General features: G+C 45.1%; 20 protein-coding genes. 5 read left to right on the forward strand and 15 right to left on the reverse strand.

Annotated elements, in window-relative coordinates:
• Positions 1 to 21: 21 nt before the first annotated feature.
• Positions 22 to 1344 carry a xylose isomerase gene (gene xylA / locus RBB45_RS12370; protein ID WP_306009640.1) on the reverse strand — a complete coding sequence of 441 codons (1323 nt, stop codon included), beginning with the start codon at positions 1342 to 1344 and terminating at the stop codon, positions 22 to 24.
• Positions 1345 to 1532: 188 nt separating this feature from the next.
• Here xylA and RBB45_RS12375 point away from each other — a divergent pair, with 188 nt between their 5' ends.
• On the forward strand, positions 1533 to 2162 hold the full coding sequence (locus RBB45_RS12375; protein ID WP_094768796.1) for a YesL family protein: 630 nt from the start codon (positions 1533 to 1535) through the stop codon (positions 2160 to 2162).
• Between the two features lie 19 nt (positions 2163 to 2181).
• Here the strand turns inward: RBB45_RS12375 and RBB45_RS12380 are convergent, their stop codons facing one another.
• From RBB45_RS12380 to RBB45_RS12390, 3 genes are all read right to left on the reverse strand, one after another.
• Entirely contained in the window at positions 2182 to 3003 is an 822-nt protein-coding gene (locus RBB45_RS12380; protein WP_129613472.1) for a carbohydrate ABC transporter permease, read from the reverse strand.
• Between the two features lie 14 nt (positions 3004 to 3017).
• On the reverse strand, positions 3018 to 3896 hold the full coding sequence (locus RBB45_RS12385) for a carbohydrate ABC transporter permease (protein ID WP_022543454.1): 879 nt from the start codon (positions 3894 to 3896) through the stop codon (positions 3018 to 3020).
• Positions 3897 to 3986: 90 nt separating this feature from the next.
• The gene (locus RBB45_RS12390; RefSeq protein WP_009791898.1) at positions 3987 to 5288 is read right to left on the reverse strand and encodes an extracellular solute-binding protein; all 1302 of its coding nucleotides are present in this window, start codon (positions 5286 to 5288) and stop codon (positions 3987 to 3989) included.
• A 142-nt stretch (positions 5289 to 5430) separates the two neighbouring features.
• Between RBB45_RS12390 and RBB45_RS12395 the strand changes: the two genes are divergently transcribed.
• Together RBB45_RS12395 and RBB45_RS12400 are read left to right on the forward strand one after the other, a co-directional pair.
• The gene (locus RBB45_RS12395) at positions 5431 to 6630 is read left to right on the forward strand and encodes an ROK family transcriptional regulator (RefSeq protein WP_224951284.1); all 1200 of its coding nucleotides are present in this window, start codon (positions 5431 to 5433) and stop codon (positions 6628 to 6630) included.
• 28 nt (positions 6631 to 6658) lie between these two features.
• The gene (locus RBB45_RS12400; RefSeq protein ID WP_306009641.1) at positions 6659 to 8290 is read left to right on the forward strand and encodes a glycoside hydrolase family 43 protein; all 1632 of its coding nucleotides are present in this window, start codon (positions 6659 to 6661) and stop codon (positions 8288 to 8290) included.
• A 305-nt stretch (positions 8291 to 8595) separates the two neighbouring features.
• Here the strand turns inward: RBB45_RS12400 and RBB45_RS12405 are convergent, their stop codons facing one another.
• The 8 genes from RBB45_RS12405 to RBB45_RS12440 form a co-directional block, all read right to left on the reverse strand.
• On the reverse strand, positions 8596 to 8907 hold the full coding sequence (locus RBB45_RS12405; RefSeq protein ID WP_306009642.1) for a hypothetical protein: 312 nt from the start codon (positions 8905 to 8907) through the stop codon (positions 8596 to 8598).
• A gap of 110 nt (positions 8908 to 9017) precedes the next feature.
• Positions 9018 to 9701, reverse strand: coding sequence for a response regulator transcription factor (locus tag RBB45_RS12410; RefSeq protein ID WP_253616425.1), 684 nt, complete (start codon positions 9699 to 9701; stop codon positions 9018 to 9020).
• Positions 9702 to 10787, reverse strand: a complete 1086-nt coding sequence (locus RBB45_RS12415; RefSeq protein WP_306009643.1) for a sensor histidine kinase — start codon at positions 10785 to 10787, stop codon at positions 9702 to 9704.
• 86 nt (positions 10788 to 10873) lie between these two features.
• Complete coding sequence (locus RBB45_RS12420) at positions 10874 to 11074, reverse strand: DUF5957 family protein (protein WP_306009644.1); 201 nt, start codon at positions 11072 to 11074, stop codon at positions 10874 to 10876.
• The gene (locus tag RBB45_RS12425; RefSeq protein ID WP_306009645.1) at positions 11074 to 11490 is read right to left on the reverse strand and encodes a DUF6220 domain-containing protein; all 417 of its coding nucleotides are present in this window, start codon (positions 11488 to 11490) and stop codon (positions 11074 to 11076) included. Before RBB45_RS12425 ends, RBB45_RS12420 begins: the two co-directional genes overlap by 1 nt.
• A 191-nt stretch (positions 11491 to 11681) precedes the next feature.
• Positions 11682 to 12050, reverse strand: a complete 369-nt coding sequence (locus RBB45_RS12430) for a DUF2691 family protein (protein WP_306009646.1) — start codon at positions 12048 to 12050, stop codon at positions 11682 to 11684.
• 102 nt (positions 12051 to 12152) lie between these two features.
• Positions 12153 to 13022, reverse strand: coding sequence for an alpha/beta fold hydrolase (locus tag RBB45_RS12435; protein ID WP_306009647.1), 870 nt, complete (start codon positions 13020 to 13022; stop codon positions 12153 to 12155).
• Between the two features lie 149 nt (positions 13023 to 13171).
• On the reverse strand, positions 13172 to 13972 hold the full coding sequence (locus RBB45_RS12440) for a phosphotransferase (RefSeq protein WP_306009648.1): 801 nt from the start codon (positions 13970 to 13972) through the stop codon (positions 13172 to 13174).
• Positions 13973 to 14284: 312 nt separating this feature from the next.
• On the opposite strand from RBB45_RS12440, the gene RBB45_RS12445 reads away from it, so the two are divergent.
• Positions 14285 to 14824 (forward strand): DUF6241 domain-containing protein, encoded by a 540-nt coding sequence (locus RBB45_RS12445; RefSeq protein WP_306009649.1) that lies wholly within the window; start codon positions 14285 to 14287, stop codon positions 14822 to 14824.
• 52 nt (positions 14825 to 14876) lie between these two features.
• Here RBB45_RS12445 and RBB45_RS12450 read toward each other — a convergent pair whose 3' ends face one another.
• The 3 genes from RBB45_RS12450 to desA form a co-directional block, all read right to left on the reverse strand.
• A complete protein-coding gene (locus RBB45_RS12450; RefSeq protein WP_306009650.1) occupies positions 14877 to 15341 on the reverse strand; it encodes a GNAT family N-acetyltransferase in 465 nt (154 codons plus the stop codon).
• Between the two features lie 191 nt (positions 15342 to 15532).
• The gene (locus RBB45_RS12455) at positions 15533 to 16561 is read right to left on the reverse strand and encodes an STAS domain-containing protein (protein WP_306009651.1); all 1029 of its coding nucleotides are present in this window, start codon (positions 16559 to 16561) and stop codon (positions 15533 to 15535) included.
• 241 nt (positions 16562 to 16802) lie between these two features.
• Entirely contained in the window at positions 16803 to 17831 is a 1029-nt protein-coding gene (desA, locus tag RBB45_RS12460) for a Delta(5) desaturase DesA (protein WP_101551516.1), read from the reverse strand.
• Between the two features lie 474 nt (positions 17832 to 18305).
• Between desA and RBB45_RS12465 the strand changes: the two genes are divergently transcribed.
• Positions 18306 to 18506 carry a cold-shock protein gene (locus tag RBB45_RS12465; RefSeq protein WP_009791915.1) on the forward strand — a complete coding sequence of 67 codons (201 nt, stop codon included), beginning with the start codon at positions 18306 to 18308 and terminating at the stop codon, positions 18504 to 18506.
• The last annotated feature ends 18 nt before the right edge of the window (positions 18507 to 18524 follow it).

The raw sequence follows: 18524 nt of genomic DNA on the forward strand, positions 1-18524 counted from the left end.
GGTGCACCTGCCCTCTAAGAGTTACTCTCCCGCATAAGCCCTTAACAGATATTGATTGATCGTAGCCTTGATGCTTTCGAGGCGGCCGGACTGGTGCTTCACTTCAGCCAAGCCCAATGCATGCTCCTCAAGCTTATGGAAATCTGTCCTGCCTTCAACGATCTCAAGGCCGATGCCTTCTGTATAGCTCTTATAGCGGTTTTCAACCACATTGTCCAGCACCTTGTCATCAATCAGCTTCTGTGCGACCTTCAGGCCAACCGCAAAGCTGTCCATTCCGGCGATATGGGCGTGGAACAGATCTTCAGGCTCAAATGAACCCCTTCTCACTTTCGCGTCGAAGTTGAGTCCGCCGCGGCCAAGTCCGCCATTTTTAAGGATTTCGATCATTGCAAGTGTAGTAGAATACAAGTCTGTCGGGAACTCATCTGTATCCCAGCCAAGCAATGGATCGCCCTGGTTGGCATCTACTGAGCCAAGCATATTGTTTACACGTGCATAGTGAAGCTCATGTTCGAATGTATGGCCGGCCAGTGTTGCATGGTTTGCTTCAATATTGAATTTGAAGTGGTCCTGCAATCCGTAATGCTGCAGGAATGCATACCCTGTCGCCACATCGAAATCGTATTGATGAGTTGTCGGCTCTTTTGGCTTAGGCTCGATCAGGAATTGGGCGTCAAAGCCGATTTCCTTCGCATAATCCACTGCCATGTGCATGAAGCGGCCAAGGTTATCCATTTCAAGCTTCATGTCTGTGTTTAAGAGAGTTTCATAGCCTTCACGGCCGCCCCAGAACACATAGTTTTCTGCGCCGAGTTCTTTTCCGACCTCAAGGCCTTTCTTGATTTTCGCTGCTGCATACGCGAAAATATCCGCGCTGTTTGAAGTTGCAGCACCATGGACGAAGCGTGGGTTCGTGAAGTTATTCGCCGTATTCCATAGCAGCTTCGTTTTGCTGTCCTTCATATACTCTTTAATCATGCTGACGATGATATCTAAATTTTGGTTGGTTTCTCTCAGGCTGCTTCCTTCTGGAGCAATATCTACATCATGGAAGCAGAAGAATGGCACATCCAGCTTTTCAAAAAATTCAAAGGCTGCTTCAACGCGCGCTTTTGCCAGATCCATTCCCGTGAACTTATCCCATGGACGGAGCATTGTTCCAGTTCCGAACGGATCGGAGCCGTCCATTGTGAACGTATGCCAGTAAGCTACACCAAAACGCAGGATTTCTTCCATTGTTTTGCCGCCGATTTTTTCCTCCGGGTTATAAAATTTAAACGCAAATGGATTGGTTGATGCTGAACCTTCATATTTAATCTTTTCAATGTTAAAATAAGCCATTTTTCGTTCCTCCCAGAATCATAATAAAGTTCATTATCTTTTTATAAAATGTAAATGCTTTCAAAAAGAATTATATCAATATTTCATTTGTTTGTCTATTGAATAAACAAAGATTCCTCATAATACTGCGAAATGATTTTTATTCCAGTATAATAGGTTTTACATAAGAAGAATTGGAGGCTTGAGCCATGGCAAGCAGCGTTTTATACCGGATATTTGAATGGATCACCCGTTTCGCTTATATGAATCTCTTATGGATACTATTCACTCTTGCAGGAGGCATCCTCTTTGGGTTCTTTCCCTCCACCCTCGCCATGTTTGCCATCACAAGGGACTGGCTGAGGGGGAAAACAGACACACCCCTATTCCCCAGCTTCCTTTCATATTATAAAAAGGATTTCTGGAAGGGCAATCGCCTGGGCCTCATCATCATCATCACCGGTTCCCTGGCCGGCTTCAATCTTTGGTTCACCCAGGCCGGTTTTGATGTGCTCACCTGGGCCCATGTCCCTTTGCTCGCGTTCCTGATGATTTTTCTGCTGTTTCTTCTTTATCTTTTTCCAGTATTTGTTCATTTTGATTTGAATGTCAGGCAGCTCATCAAACAGGCCCTGCTGATCATGCTCGTCAATCCGCTCCACACCGTATTGATGATTCTCTGCCTTGCTTCGCTTTACTTTATCACTCAGCTGGCCCCGGCGCTTGCCTTTATCTTCGGCGGGAGTTCAGCCGCTTTTATTATCATGTGGCTCTGCCTCCATGCCTTCAATAGAATCCAGCGGAAGCAGGCCAAACAAAAAGCACTTTCTCCTGATTGAGGAGAAAGTGCTTTTTGTTTTATCCTTTAACTGCACTTGAAGAGATGCCTTCAACAACTTTATTGCTGAAGAAAAGGAATGCCAGCAGGATCGGCAGCACACTGATGATGAGAGTCGCGCCGATTGCGCCCCAATCAGTCATATACTGGCCGATGAAATTCTGGATTCCGACCGTAAGGGTTTTATACTGATCAGAACTGATAAAGGTATTGACGAAAACAAACTCATTCCAGTTATAAATCATATTGATGATCACAGTGGTCGACATGATCGGGATCGTCATAGGCAGGATGATCTTGAAAAACATCCTGTGGACTGAACAGCCGTCCATAATCGCCGCTTCTTCAATTTCCCTTGGCAAAGTGTAATAAAAGCCGAGGAGGATCATCATCGTAATCGGCAGATTATAAGCCGTATACGTAATGACGATTGACCATGGATTGTCGATCAGATTTACATTTAAGAACATGCTGAACAGCGGAATGATCGCTGAATGGATCGGGATCATCAGCCCGACCATGAATAGCCCAAGCACCAATTTGCTCAGCCTCCACTGCATCCTTGTAATCGCAAAAGTCGCCATGCTCGCCAGGATTACGGTTAAGAGGATGGCCACGCCTGTAATCCAGATGCTGTTCCAGAAATAGATTCCAATGCCGCCTTCCCATACTTTGCTGTAATTTTCCCACCTGAATTCAGTTGGCAGCGAGAAAGGGGATTTTGAGAAGATTTCCTGATTATTTTTTAAAGAAAACAGGAACAGCCAAATGACCGGGAAGACCTGAAAGATGGCTACGATGGCCAGGCAAAGATAGAGTATGAAGTAACCTGCTCGTTTCATTGTACAACCCTCGCTTAATATTGAATTTCTTCTTTAGTAGCTGTTGCCTTGCGCACAATCACTGTCACAATCAGCGTAATGATCAGGAGCAGGAAGCCGATGGCACTGCCGTATCCGAAGTCATTGCTTGCGAAGGCCAGTTTATACATATAAGATGCCATAACCTCGCTGGCGCCATTTGGGCCGCCGCCGGTCATTACATATATCAGGTCAAAGTATTTCAGTGACCCGACTACAGCAAGCACAATCGTTACTTTCACAACACCCATGATCAATGGAAGCTTGATTTTCCAGGCGATCTGGAGCGGTGTGGCCCCATCGATCCTGGCTGCCTCAACCAATGATTCCGGAATGTTCTTGAGTGCTGCATAGTAAATCAAAATGTAAAACCCTGCGTATTGCCACAAGATAGGAATAAAAATCGCATAAAGAACGATTGACGGTTCTGCCAGCCATGCTGGAGGATTATCCACACCGAAGGCCATCAGGATGCTGTTGAGCATTCCATTGGTCGGGTTGAACACCTTGATCCACAGCTGTGCGATCGCTACAGATGACAGCAGCATCGGGATCAGGTAGATTTTTCTCAGCAAATCTGCCCCTTTGATCCGGGATGCCAATATCATTGAGATGGCCAGATAGATGACCAGGCTCAGCGTTGAAAATACGGCCAGCAGGAAAGAATGGTAGGCACTGTCCCAAAACTTCCCATCCTGGATGGCATTGATATAGTTTTCCAGCCCTATGAACTCCATAGCTCCGATGCCATCCCAGTCCATCAGGCCGTAATAACCGGTCAAGATCAGAGGGATGAAGATGAGGATACCAATCAGAAGGAGTGCAGGGAGAACGTATAATGCGATAATCCACTTGTTTGACATTACTTTATTCATCACATTCAACCCCATATTTAAAAATGAAAAGGACAATCCTGCAAAGGGTATGTCCTTTTCTTTAGTTGATTACTAGTGTTCCGCGGACCCTTATTCTTTGGACAGCGCTTCTTCGTGCGCCTTGGCAAAGTCTTCAGGAGACACTTCTTTTCCAAACAGCGACTGAATCATATCCAAATGGACCTGGGCTGTATCTGCGCTCATCTGCACATCTGCAAAAAGCGTGATATTGCTGGCAGAGTTCAGGTCTTCCAGGACATCGACATACATATCAGGAAGGTCAAGTGATGCCGCATCCACTTTCGTTGCCGGGATGACGCCTGCATCTGTCACTGACTTTTCTCCCCACTGCTGGATGAAGTAGGAGGCAAATTCCTTTGCTTCTTCCTTCACATCGGAATCCTCTGCAACGAATAATCCTACACCAGGACCGCCTACAAAGCTGTCCATGTCACCTTTTCCGTCAACGGTCGGGAAGTTGAAGTAGCCGACAGAATCCCTGAATTCCTGAGGAACGTCTTCATTGGTTGTGTAATTCGGCAGATCCCATGTGGCAATCAGGTACATAGCTGCCTGTTCGTTCATGAACATGCTCTTCGCTTCTTCATCGGCAAGACCGTTGAAGCCTTTGACAAACGCATTCATATCAACCAGCTCCTGCACCTTTTCAGCAGCTGAAACCAGGGCAGGGTCTTCAAATGAACCGCTGCGGTCGATCGCTTTTGTCAGCACATCTCCGCCGCCGATCCGGTCAGCCAGATACATATACCATAGAGACCCGGTCCAGCGGTCTTTGTTTCCAAGCGCTATTGGAGCAACGCCGTTTTTATCCAATGTTTCTACTACATTCTGAAACTCTTCATAAGTTTTAGGCGCTTCCAGTCCATATTTTTCAAAAATAGCTTTATTATAGAATACTGTTGCAATGTTCAATTCTAGCGGCAGTCCATATGTGCTTCCATCGACTTCATATGCTTCTGCTGTGCCGGATACGAATTTATCTTTTAAATCTCCTTCAAGAAGGTCATCCAGCGGGGTGAATTTCTTTCCGCTTACATAAGGGTCCAGGAATCCTGCAGCCCATGTCAGCCCTACATCAGGCAATTGGTTAGAAGTTGATAATACTTTCAGCTTATCTTTATACTGCTCATTGCTCAGCACTTCCAGGTCCACTTTCACATCCGGGTGCTCGCTTTCAAAATCCTCAATGATTCCGCTTACAATTTCGTTGTGCAGTTTAGAGCTTCCTTCAGGCCAAAGGTGCATGAATTCAATTGTTTTCTCATCACCGGAGCCGCCGCTCGCTTTTTCGTCGGATCCTGAACAGCCTGTAATCAGGGCAAGGGAGGAAAAAATGGCAAAGACTGTTGTAATCGCTTTCTTCTTTCTCAAACTAAATACCCCCAATATTCTTTATTTTGAAACCGAGATTTGTTACTAAACATAGATTACCATCTCAAAGAATGTTTGTCTAGCGGATAAACTAAGTTTATAATATAAAATGAAAATGGTACACTTAGGAAAACAAAACGAAATGGAGCTTTTAAAAATGAGGCTGACCCAGACCTACAACCAGCATGTTGTAAAAAAAGGCAATAAGTCGTTAGTTCTGCAGACCATCCAGGAGTATACCCCTATTTCAAGGGCGGATATCGCCAACCTGACCGGATTGAATAAAGGGACCGTCTCCTCCCAGGTGAGCGAGCTGCTCAGTGAAGGCCTGATCCTTGAATCAGGGCCAGGTGTTTCAAGCGGCGGGCGCAGGCCTGTTATGCTGCTCTTCAACCAGGTTGCCGGCTATTCCATCGGCATTGACATCGGCGTCAACTATATTCTTGGAATCCTGACCGACCTTCAGGGTAAAGTCTGCAGCGAGGAACTGATTAAGTTTAATGACCTGACTTATGACGAAATCAAAGAAAAGTTATTCAACATTGTCGATACCCTGATCGGTTCAATGCCGAAAAGCCGTTACGGGCTGGTCGGCATCGGCATCGGCGTGCCGGGCACCGTCAGCACGGAAGGCGAAATCCTCCTTGCCCCCAACCTGAACTGGCGGCATATCGACCTGAAATCAGTGATGACAGAAAAGTACAATGTTCCCATCCTGATTGAAAACGAAGCCAATGCAGGAGCATACGGTGAGAAAAAATTCGGTGCCGGACAGGAAGCCAATAATATCATCTATGTAAGCATCGGCATCGGAATTGGCGTCGGCCTCATTTTAAACGGAGAGCTTTATAAAGGAAATAATGGATTCTCCGGTGAACTTGGCCATATGACAATTGAAACGGGCGGACCTGTATGCCGATGCGGCAACCAGGGCTGCTGGGAGCTTTATGCTTCTGAAAAAGCACTGGTCGAGTCTGCGGCAAAGAATGAAATCCAGCCGGAGGATGGGCAGAAGCTTTCACTTGAAAGCCTGAATGAATTGGCTGAAAACGGGGATGCCGGGGTCATCCGTATTTTCGAAGGGATCGGCGGCTACATCGGGGTAGGAATCAATAATATCATCAATATCTTCAACCCTGAGCAGGTTATCATCGGCAACCGCCTCGCCTCTTCTTCCAAGTGGCTGGAGGAACCGCTGAAGAAGAAGCTGGTCCATGCGCTTTCCACTCACAAAAAGGATCTTAAGATTGATTTTTCCCAGTTATCCACCCATGCTGCTGCATTGGGAGCGGCCGCTTATGCAAGCGAAAACTTCCTGACCATCGATATACAGGAAGTCTAATAATTATATCCAGGAGAGGTGCTGTACAATGACAATCATTCAAAATCCGATATTAACAGGCTTTAACCCTGATCCAAGCATTTGCCGTGCAGGCGAAGATTATTATATTGCCGTTTCTACATTTGAATGGTTCCCTGGCGTCGGGATCTATCACTCCAAGGACCTTAAAAACTGGCGGCTCATCTCCCGCCCGCTCAACCGCCTCAGCCAATTGAATATGATGGGCAATCCTGACTCCGGCGGCATCTGGGCCCCTGCCCTGTCCTACCATGATGATAAATTCTGGCTGATCTACACAGATGTCAAAGTCGTTGACGGCCAATGGAAAGACAGCCACAACTATCTCGTCACCTGCGATAAGATTGATGGCGAATGGTCCGAGCCTGTCTACATGAACAGCTCAGGCTTTGATCCTTCTTTATTCCATGATGAGGACGGAAAGAAATATTTCGTCAACATGATGTGGGATCACCGGGTCGGCAACCATAACTTCTATGGTATCGTCCTGCAGGAATTCAGTGTTGAGGAGCAGAAGCTTGTCGGCAAAAAAGAGGTCATTTTTAAAGGCACCGATATTAAACTGACTGAAGCGCCTCATCTTTATAAGATGAACGGCTATTATTACCTCCTCACAGCTGAAGGGGGAACAAAATACGATCACCAGGCAACCATTGCCCGCTCAAAAGACCTGTGGGGGCCATATGAAGTGCATCCTGACAATCCGCTGATCACGTCATTCCCTTACCCAAGGAATCCGCTGCAGAAAGCCGGACATGCTTCGATTGTACAGACACATACAGACGAATGGTTCCTTGTGCACCTGACCGGCCGCCCATTGCCGCAGGAAAATAAAGCGCTCCTCGATCCGCGCGGCTATTGTCCGCTAGGAAGAGAGACTGCCATCCAGCGCCTCGAATGGAAAAACGACTGGCCATATGTGGTCGGAGGCAATCAGCCATCTGTCGAAATCGAAGGACCAGCCATCGAGGAAGTCAAATGGGAGAAAGATTTTGATGAGAAAGATGATTTCAACTCTGAAACTTTGAATCTTCACTTCCAATCACTAAGAATTCCGCTCGGTGAAGAGATCGTTTCATTAAAAGACAACCCTGGGCATCTGCGCCTTTATGGACGGGAATCTTTAACATCCAAATTTACGCAAGCACATATTGCAAGGCGCTGGCAGCATTTCAATTTTACGGCCGAAACAAAAGTGGCCTTCAATCCTGACACATTCCAGCAGGCTGCCGGACTCGTAAACTACTATAATACTCAGAACTGGACAGCCCTGCAGATCACCTGGCATGAAGAAAAAGGCCGCATTCTCGACTTGACAGTCTGCGACAACTTCACATTCAGCCAGCCGCTCCGGGACAGCCCAATCACCGTTCCGGACGAAGCAGACTATGTTTACCTGCGCGTAAATGTAAGCACTAACACTTACCGCTATTCCTATTCCTTCGACGGAAACAGCTGGACCGAAGTCCCAGTCACCCTGGAGTCCTACAAACTCTCAGACGACTACATCAACGGAGGCGGCTTCTTCACCGGCGCATTCGTCGGCATGCAATGCCAGGACACATCCGGTCAAAAGCTGCATGCAGATTTTGATTATTTTGTTTATCGGGCCATGGGGTCAGGTCCCTTGGCTCAAAATTAAGGAGCCATGGGGACAGACCCCCTGGCTCAAAATTGAGGAGCCATGGGGACAGACCCCCTGGCCCAAAATTAAGGATCCGAATCACAAAAACTCCGCTTGCTGCCATCAGCCAGGCGGAGTTTTTTTAGACTAGTATTAAACTTTATATTCTATTAAAACCCCGTAGTTCTTAATTGGCTGTGTTGATTTTTATTGTAGAGGAATATATTTTAGTGAAACAAAACAGAGGAGTATTGCTTTCAAGAGAAAGTTATTTATTGAGGGTAAAGAAAGTGTCGAATAGAGATTATAAAGAAAGCCTCCTTTTAATAAGCTCCAGCTCTTTCATTACGTGCAGCTTTTTCCCGAATAAAGTCCTGATCCAGTTCCAATTTATTGAATCGGTCCATTACTTCTTTATGGTGACCATCAATTTTTGCATCAGTGCTATCCATTCTTACTCCAATAATGTCAAAGCGTCTATCAATGTAGTCAAACTTCTTTTCAATGGCATCAAACTTCCTACCAATTGACTCAAATTTCCTGCTGTGCTCCTGTTGAACGGTTTGCATATTGGCTACCTTTGTAAGCAGCTGCGTTAGCATTCCTTCAAGTCGGTCAAATCTTTCTTCCGTCATTTTCTCACCTCCCTTTACTCTATTATAAGATAGTCACTTGAAACTAGACTATGTCAATCTTTTCACCCTTAAGCGCAAAAAAGGTGCCCCATCATTTTCTCCCCCCTCCCTCATTTAAACCGATACCCCACTCCCCATATCGTTTCAATATACTCCGGACTCGATGGATCTTTTTCAATTTTCTCGCGTATTTTCCTAATATGAACGGTGACGGTCGTGATATCCCCCAGGGAATCATAGCCCCAAATCCGCTCAAACAGATGCTCCTTCGAGAAAACTCTGTCCGGGTTTGAAGCAAGGAACCACAGCAAATCGAATTCCTTTGCCGTGAACACCTTCTCTTCTCCATCTGCATACACCCGCCGTGAATCGGCATCGATCACCAGCCCTCTCTTCCGTACCTCCCGATTCTCCGGCTGGCGGCTGATCAGCCGGTCATATCTGGCTGTATGCGCCTTAACCCTGGCGACAAGCTCATTCGGATTGAACGGCTTCACAATATAATCATCCGCGCCCCGGTCAAAGCCCCTGATTTTATCAATATCCTCCTTGCGCGCAGTCACCATCAGGATCGGGATGTCCAGGAATTCTCTCATTTCCCTGCATAGCTGGAAGCCATCAATCCCCGGAAGCATTAAATCCAGCAGGATCAGGCTGTATTCATTTGTCTTAGCCAGCCTCAGCCCTTCCTCGCCATTGGAAGCAATATCGCTGTCAAAGCCGCTCACTTCCAAATAATCCCTCTCCAGCTCGGCAATATCCGTCTCATCTTCTATAATCAGTATCCTTTTCATTTACTTCACCTTTTTCAATGTAAAATGAATGCTTGTTCCTTTCCCCGGCTCACTGGCTGCCCAAATCCTCCCGCCATGCCCTTCAATGATTTTCCTGGCAATTGAAAGGCCGAGTCCGCTGCCGCCTGTCGCCGAATTGCGGGATGCATCAGTACGGTAGAAGCTGTCAAATATGCGGGGAAGATCCTCTTTACCGATGCCGGCCCCGTTATCCTTGATTTCAACCTCTAGATCTTCCGTCCCCGAAGTCAGCCTGATCTGAATCCGTTTAGATGTTTTGTCCATGTATTTCAGGCTGTTTTGCGTAATGTTCATAACAGCCCTGTTCAGCTTTTCCCGGTCGGCTTCAGCGAGAAAGCTCTGCTCCCCTTCTAAGATCAGCTCTGCACGCCCATTTTCCCTTTCCATCTTATATGACAGCTCCTCAATATAATCGGCAAAAAAGGAATCAAGCCTCACTTTTTCAAAATGAAAGGGCATCTGCTCCAGGTCCAGCTTCGAATATAAAAACAGCTCATCAATCAAGGCGTCCATATCATTGGCATTCCTGCTGATTTTGTTCATATACCGCTCCAGCTTTTCGGGAGTTCCTGCTATGCCGTCCTGAATCCCGCTCACATAGCCTTTGATTGAGGTTAAAGGTGTTTTCAGATCATGCGAAATGCTGGCGATGAGCTCCTGTCGGTTTCTTTCATACTGCTTCTGCATGCGCTCAGCTTCCTTCAGCTTCAGCCTCATGTCTTCAAATGTATTGGACAGCTGCCCCAGTTCATCCCGGCTGCTGGATTTCACACTGTATTCCAGATTTCCTTCACTGATTTTTCCGGCCGCCTTAGACAGTTTCCGGATTGGCACAAGAATGCTCTTTGATACAAAATAAGTCAGTATTGCATTGGTCAGCACAAGGATCACAATCACTGCCGCAAACCGGGCAGTCAGGAACAGCTGCAGATCCCGTCCCTCAGGCTTCCCGTTGAATAGATAGAAGAAGAAATACCCGGCAATAACCTCCACCAGCAGCAAGCTGAGGACCGGAATCAGAATCATCCCGACATTGGACAAGATCAGCCTTTTTCTTATCGACATTTATTCACCTGCTCTCCTGATCCAGTTTATCCTAATTTCCACATATATAGCGGCCGGCTGTCAAGATTCCCCTGACAGCCCTCCTATTATCTTTTATTCTTCAAGCTTCTGCGGTCCATCACAGGTACAAGCACTGCACAGATGGCCGCTGTAAAATAAGGGAGATATTTAATCCCAAACGGCAGGCTGAACAAGCCCATGCTGATGATCCCAATTACACTGGACAACGCAATCCCAACAATAAAACCGCCCACAATGCCAAGCAGCATAGCTGCAAAACCCCTCATTATTCACCACCCTCCCCTTTATGGTTAGGGAATAACAATCCCCAGGCACTCTTCACTATCAGCAGCAACTGAATTAAAATAATCACCGCTATAACCGGATGCAGCGCCCCTGCCCATGGCAGCGTACCCGTTATATTCGCTGTAAAATACATCAAAAAAATCGACAGCATCACACCGAGCACCTGAACTAAAATAGAACGCGGCAGTCTGCCAACAAAAGCCGAGATAAGCATTAAAAGCGGGAGAGAAAACCCAAAAAGGTGGACCAACCTGACATGCCTCATCCAGCTTGCCGGATTTACAAACACCGCCATCCCGGCAATATACAGCTGTGTCAGGACACACACCGCAAACAAAATCGAAAACACCACAAAAGCCATCCCCCCGGCCCGAAACCTTAAAGAACCCTCTTTCATAACCAATCCTCCTTCAATTGACTCTGTGAACATCGTACAGAGAATTTCTAAACCGGGGCTTATGGAAATCTTAAATAATTCTTAAATAAGCCAGGGGGTCTGTCCCCTTGGTTAGAGCCAGGGGGACAGGTCCCTTGGCTCAAAAAAAGCTGGATGCCTGCCCTTTTTCAAGGCAGGCATCCAGCTTCTAATCACCACACAGCAAGCTCATTTCTATCATTTTCATCCGTAATATATCCCGCATTCAAGAATCGCTCCCTGCAAAAACGGTACAGCCTTTCTGTCCTCTCCCTATCCTTGCAATAAACAGCGGTATAAGAGCTGTCCACAATGAGAATTGCTATTTGGCAATCACTTTTCAAGAAATCTTTATAGGTCCGGATATCATCAGCAGCCTTTCCTTTTGGAAAAGCCTTTAAGTCGGCAAAAATGAGATAGCAGGTGTAAGGGCTGAGATACAGCATCAGATCCCCGCCTGCCAAGACCATTTTATTTTCCGGGAAAAGCTCTCTGCCCAGCTCTCCGTTTTCTATAAAATAACCTTCCTCACCAGCAATCATCCACTTAAAGATGGAAGCTTTCAGCGCCAGCAGAATCTCAAAAAGAAACCGCCATATTCATTGGGAATTTCAAAAGTGAGCCCTCTTATCATGTGGCCCCTCCTAATAATAAGCACTTAAAAACGCTGTAATATCCTTATTGATCTTAATCAAATATTCCTCAGAAGGAAAATGCCCCATTTCATATGCCTTAAAGTCGGTTAGATTTGGGATGATTTTTTTTGCTGCCGGGTTAAGACTCTGCTCAGGAAAGAAGACGTCTTTTTTTCCCGCTATAACCAGGGTCGGCGCCTGGTATCCCGCCAACTCATGACGCTCCGTTATCTTCGGCATATCCTGTTCAAGCTTCACATATTTGAATACATGTCCAATTATTTCTTTATCCCGCACTTTCATAGAACCGCCGGACATCACTCCTGTAAGTTTATCCAGCTGTTTTTCCGAAGAAAAGGCCTTAAAGGCAAGCATCGGCAGTAGAATATCCTTAATCATCCTGGCCTTGGGCCCAAGGCTGATCCCTGCCGGCGACACCAGCACTGCGCAGTCAATCAGGCCGGGCATATAGGCTGCCATCCTCATAATGATTCCTCCGCCATAAGAAGGACCGACAAAAGCGCAGCTGCTGATCTGGAAATGATCCATCAGCTCTTTTACCCATTTCGGAAAACTATCATCCTGAGCTGAAATCCTTGTTTCTGCGCTGAAACCCGGGTGTCCGATGGTATCCGGGGCATAAATCCGATAGCTGTCCGCTAATGAGGAGAACCACGACAGTGTCATCGGATTGATGCAATTGCCTCCCTGAAAAATAAATACAGGCTTCGCCTCCTTTGGCCCTGCAGCGAGGACATGTGTCCTTCCATAGCTGGTTTCCGCATATACCCTTTCCACATTAAAACTCAAAGTGCCTATATACGCTTCATAATCCTTCTCCAGCGTGCGTTTGCCATGTTCATTTTTATAGATGGTCATTTGGCATCTCCCCAGCGTTTTTATATCAGCCTTTACTGTGGATATACGCACGAGAGAGCTGGTAAGTTTCATTTCAATGAAAGCAGTGACAGCGCTTTTTAAATAATCGTTAAAAAAGCGCTAAACCGGCCAGGCATAGCGCTTTTCACTCACATGATCCACTCTTCCCCATGTGCACGAATGAATTGAAGTTCCTTCTGATAATGCTCAAGATGCCCTTCATCAATCATTTTTTGAAACGCCCTGTCTCCCTCTTCAGCTTTCCTTCTTATGGTTTTGCATAACCCATCTACCCGTAGCAGCACCATCTCTAGAAAACCATTTTCCAATCCAGCCATATCATAAGATTGAAAAAATAAGGCAACCCTCTGTTTTATGCGTTCGGCATCCTTTGACCGGTCATAATAGACTGCCTCACCTGTTTCCGTATGGTACAGTCTGCTTAAAGGAACACAAGTGTAAAGAGCATAGGCGATATCCCAAAGCCTCGGGCCGGGCGCAGCAACGTCAAAATCAATAATCCCTGCCGGCTTTTCGTCGCTAAAAATAATGTTATAGACGGCAAAATCATTATGGCATACCACCTCAAACGGCTGAGGGGTGTTATCAATCGGCTGCCAGCTCTCATCAATTGGAAAGTCACTAACAGCATCATGATAGAGCCGAAGCATTCCTGCAATCTCTTTTAAAGCATCATTAGACCACATATACTTTTTTAAAGGATAATTGCCGGCTTCTCCTTCAATAAAGGTCAGGATCTCTCTATTTTTTTCATCAATGCCTAAAAACCTCGGTGCGAAGTTGAATCCTTTATTTTCTAGATGCTGCAATAACTTATGAATGTTTTTACTATCAGGCTTGATTTCGCGCCGGACTGTATTTCCAGAACGATAAACGTTCGAAACATTTCCTCCTGATAGCAGCTCTTCGTTTTTCTCCTGACTCTTCATGAAGATTCCTCCTGGTCAGGGACGCTATGATTATGCCAATAGAGATGCACCTTCACCTGCAATATCTGCCTGGCAATGGAAATTTATATGGCCGCATCATGTATCCCTTGAATGAATTAAGATCAGCAAATAAACGTATCCCCCAACAAGGACCGCCCACTGCCTCTATCCAATTCTACAAATCAATTCAAGATATTCCACATGTGCAATATAGATTCCCCTTTCTATGCATCTCTCAATTTTTATAATACCAAATATTAGCATTCCAGTGAAACCCGAGTGGTATAATGGAGAAAAGGAGAAGAGCCATCCATGAAAAAAATAATCTTCATATTGGCAGCCATCGCCTTGCTCCTGGTTCTCTTTATCACAGTCAATTTCATGAAAACAACCAATAACACAGATCAGAATGAAAGCATAGAACAAACTCAGCCAGAGTCCGGTCCCTCTGAAGAAGCCTGGGATCCAGATGCAGCACCTGAACAGGTTGCCAAAGTGGAAGGGGCAACTACAACATTCCCGGTAGACCAAAGCTCTGCTGAAAAAGAAGTCATGGATACCATGCACTATATGACACATCAGAAAGTCATGGCCGAGAAAAAGACCGGTGCTGTCGAGATGAGCAAAGAAAATGTTGAAAAAATCTTTAGCATCCTGCAATCGAGTGATTTTGAAAAAAAAGAAACGCTGCTGGAAATAGCAGCGAAGTGGAGAAACGAAGACTTTACTGGCATCATAGAGGATCATAATTATTTTTGGGAAATGGATGGCGGCCAGATTGGCAAGGCATACAGGGTTCTGAAGCCAGCTGATGAGGAGAAATTTATTGAGAATAACTTTAGAAATCCATAAATAAAACGGCTGCCGGATTGGCCGCTGTTTTTAAAAGCCTGAGGGCCTTGTTTTATATAAGCTTCAGCTTCAACCCTTCATGTGTTGCCTTAAACCCTAAACGCTCATAAAATCTCAGCGCATCCGGCCTTTTTTTATCAGTTGTCAGCTGCACCAGATGGCAGCCGCGTTCTTCTGCACGCTGAATGGCCCATGTAATCAGTTCAGACCCTATTCCCATACCTCTTACTGAAGCCGCTGTTCTTACCCCTTCAATCGCAGCCCTCCATCCGCCTTGATGTGTGAGATAGGGTGTAAAGGTTATTTGCTGAACCCCAACGACTTCAGTTCCCCTGCATGCAACGATCAGCTCATTATTAGGATCAGATGAAATAGCTTGGAATGCTTTTTTGTAGCTGTCGGGAAGCGGATGCTCATACCTTTCGCGGGTACTCCCGAGAACATCATCCGCAAGCATGAGCACAATGCTGTCCAAGTCTTCCTGAGCTGCGGTTCTAATGCTTACTTTGGCCTCCATTCCTTTCCCTCCCTATAGAATCTATATTTCTATGCTAACTGAGTTCATTCCATAAAGGAATTACAAGTATATGATGACTCTTCATAAAGATTTCTTATGATTGCAGCCAGGTTTTTCGGGGCTCTCTTTTAAGTGGATAGATAGCCGTCAGAAGGCGGAACCAGGTCGAAAAAAAACAAAAAGAAGGCACTTCACGCCTTCTTTTCTTTAATCTCAAAACCGTTTTGCCCAATGGCATATTCTACTCCATGCTGTAATGTAGAGAAGGTTTGTACTTTGCTGAATTGAATGTTTGAATGTGATATTTGTATGGCCTGGTCCGCTGAAATACCGACAATAAAGCATTCCCCGCCTATCAAGCGGATAGAAAGAATCAGCTTTTGGATGCCTTCTATCGTGTAGCTGTCCAGCCCTTTCACACCTGTCAGATCAATTAACAGGTAATTGGCTTTCAGCCTGGAAAATTCAAGCAGTGAACGTTCGATAAAATTGGATAGTCGTTCATCGTTGAAATTGCCAATAAGCGGGACGACAACAATTCCTTTCAATACCGGAATAATAGGGGTGGATAATTCATTCACAAGGGTGGAAAGTTCTTCGGTTCTCTCTTTTACTTTTTGCTCCAGCTCCAGGATATGTTCTGTCTCTTTTTGTCTTGCTAGTTCGAAGATATTTTCTGTAGGTGAAACATCAGAAGGAAAGATTTCAATTTCGTCATATTCGTTTCCATCCAGCTGGCTTTTGTTGATTTTGTACCAGACTTTTTGTTCAAATAGGCCTGTAAAGACTCCTGCCCAGTGGCTCGGCAATAATACGCCAGCCTTTTCCTTGTCTGTATGATTAAAAATCCTGTGCTCCCAGCTGTTGGTCAGCTGAACGGTTGCTCTCTTTTCTTCAAAATTATAGTGAACAATTTTGACGTTGCCCCAGCCGGCATTTCTGTATATATCACTATATTCTTCAAGGAGCTGTTCGAGGTCCCTTCGGCCGGTATAATAAGAAGTTACCAGGTGGCCCATCCGATATCCCGTAGCTTCATAAACAGTTTTAGATACATCTTCACCAGAAACTTCTTCAATGGTTTTCAAAAATAATTCTATTGCTGAATCCCAAAATAAAAGCGCTGGTGCACCATCAAAGGTAAAGAGCCCGTTTTGGGGATCCCACACAAACTCATTACTGTTTACCTCTACCGTTACTTTTTCCCTTGCCAACGCCATAAAGTTCACTCCCCGCTATTCTTACGCCTGTTTATTTTAATAGACTTACTGCTTTTTTACCAATAAATTCACCATATAATTGCAGTTCTATACATATCTCATTTGCCCGATCATTCGGTGGTGCACCAGAATGTAAAAAGTACATTTTATCCAACAAAAAAAGTGCTGACTGCACAAATCATTTGCGCATGTCAGCACTTTTTTGCAAGGTACAAACCTCTTATCATGATATCCCGATCAATTAATCAGATCCCAGCCGTGCTGATTCCTGGGCTTTAGCAGCCTTCCCCAGATGGCTGAACCCAACAAATTTCTTCCCATCTTCATCCCAAAGACGGAACTTTAAGGACTGAAGGCTGGTTGCCAGTGTAATGGTCGGAACGTTTTGCAAGGGTTCCGTGTTTTTATGCACTTCTTCAAGCTTATAGTTCGGGACTCTTGGGCTCAGGTGGTGCACATGATGGAAACCGATATTGCCTGTCAGCCACTGCATGACTTTGGGAAGCTTGTAAAATGAGCTTCCTTCAACAGCTGCTTTTACATATTCCCAATGCTCATTTTCTTCGAAATAAGAATCCTCAAACGTGTGCTGAATATAAAACAGCCATACTCCGAGAGTACCCGAAATCATGAAAGTCGGCACCTGAACGAGCAGGAAGTTCTGCCAGCCGATAGCCCAGCATACAAGTCCCGCCACAGCCGCGATTCCCAGGTTCGTAATATACGTATTCATCCGTTCTTTGGGCTTTGCCCCTTTGCGGTTGAAACGATTTGTAATGCCAAAAACGTAAATCGGGCCGAGGATGAACATAACAAACGGATTTCTGTACAAACGGTATAAGATTTTGGTTTTAGTTGAAGCTTCCAAATATTCCTCAACAGTCAGTACCCAAATATCGCCTGTACCGCGCTTGTCCAGATTGCTGCTGGTGGCATGATGGACAGAATGGTCATGTGCCCACTGGTCGAAAGGATGCAGCGTCAGAATCCCCGTTATCGTGCCAAGGATCCGATTCGCCTTCCTGTTCTTGAAAAAGGAATAGTGGCAGCAGTCATGAAAGATAATGAAGATTCTCACTAGAAAGCCTGCTGCAGCCACAGAAATCGCTAATGTAAGGAAATAAGAGACCGGTATGCTCTTATAAGCCAGGTACCACAACAGGAAGAATGGCACCAATGTGTTAATAATCTGCCAGATACTTTTTTGTAAATCGGACTTTTCATAAGGAGTAACCATTTTTCTCAAAGCCCTTGGGTTTTGTTCGTTCATTTTTAAAAGTTTCTCCTTCACTCAATTAGTTAATTTAAGTATAGAAAACGTTTTATCTTTGCGGTAGTCCCAGCTGTCATATACCATACATGATAAGTGTCATGGTTATCTCATTTTTTCAAAAAAACTTTCACTTTCTCATCTGCCAGGAAGATAGCTGAACCTATGTATAGCGGCGTAAAAAAATTATACCCAGCTCGATATCGGATAAAACTTTCTGCCTGCTCCTTTGTGAGAATATAGCATTCATTATAGAAATGATTGAAAATTTGGCACCCGGTTAAGCAACTCATCCCACCTAACAAATATTGCCATAATAAAACAAGAATATAATTTGCAATTTTTTCCGATTGCTGTTATGATGAAAAAGAATTATTTTTGTTCGGTATAAGTTAATTAATGACTTTTCGTCTATATAAATACTTTGAGCAGGGATAGTAATACATTGTGCGGCAGCACTAGGAGGCAACAAAAATGGAACAAGGTACAGTTAAATGGTTTAATGCAGAAAAAGGTTTTGGCTTCATCGAACGCGAAGGTGGAGACGATGTATTCGTACACTTCTCTGCTATTCAAAGCGAAGGATTCAAATCTTTAGACGAAGGTCAAAAAGTAACATTTGACGTTGAGCAAGGTGCTCGCGGACCTCAAGCAGCTAACGTTCAAAAAGCTTAATCTTCGCATAATACAGAC

The organism is Bacillus sp. MMSF_3328 (assembly GCF_030733525.1).
GTDB lineage: Bacteria > Bacillota > Bacilli > Bacillales > Cytobacillaceae > Bacillus_AB > Bacillus_AB infantis.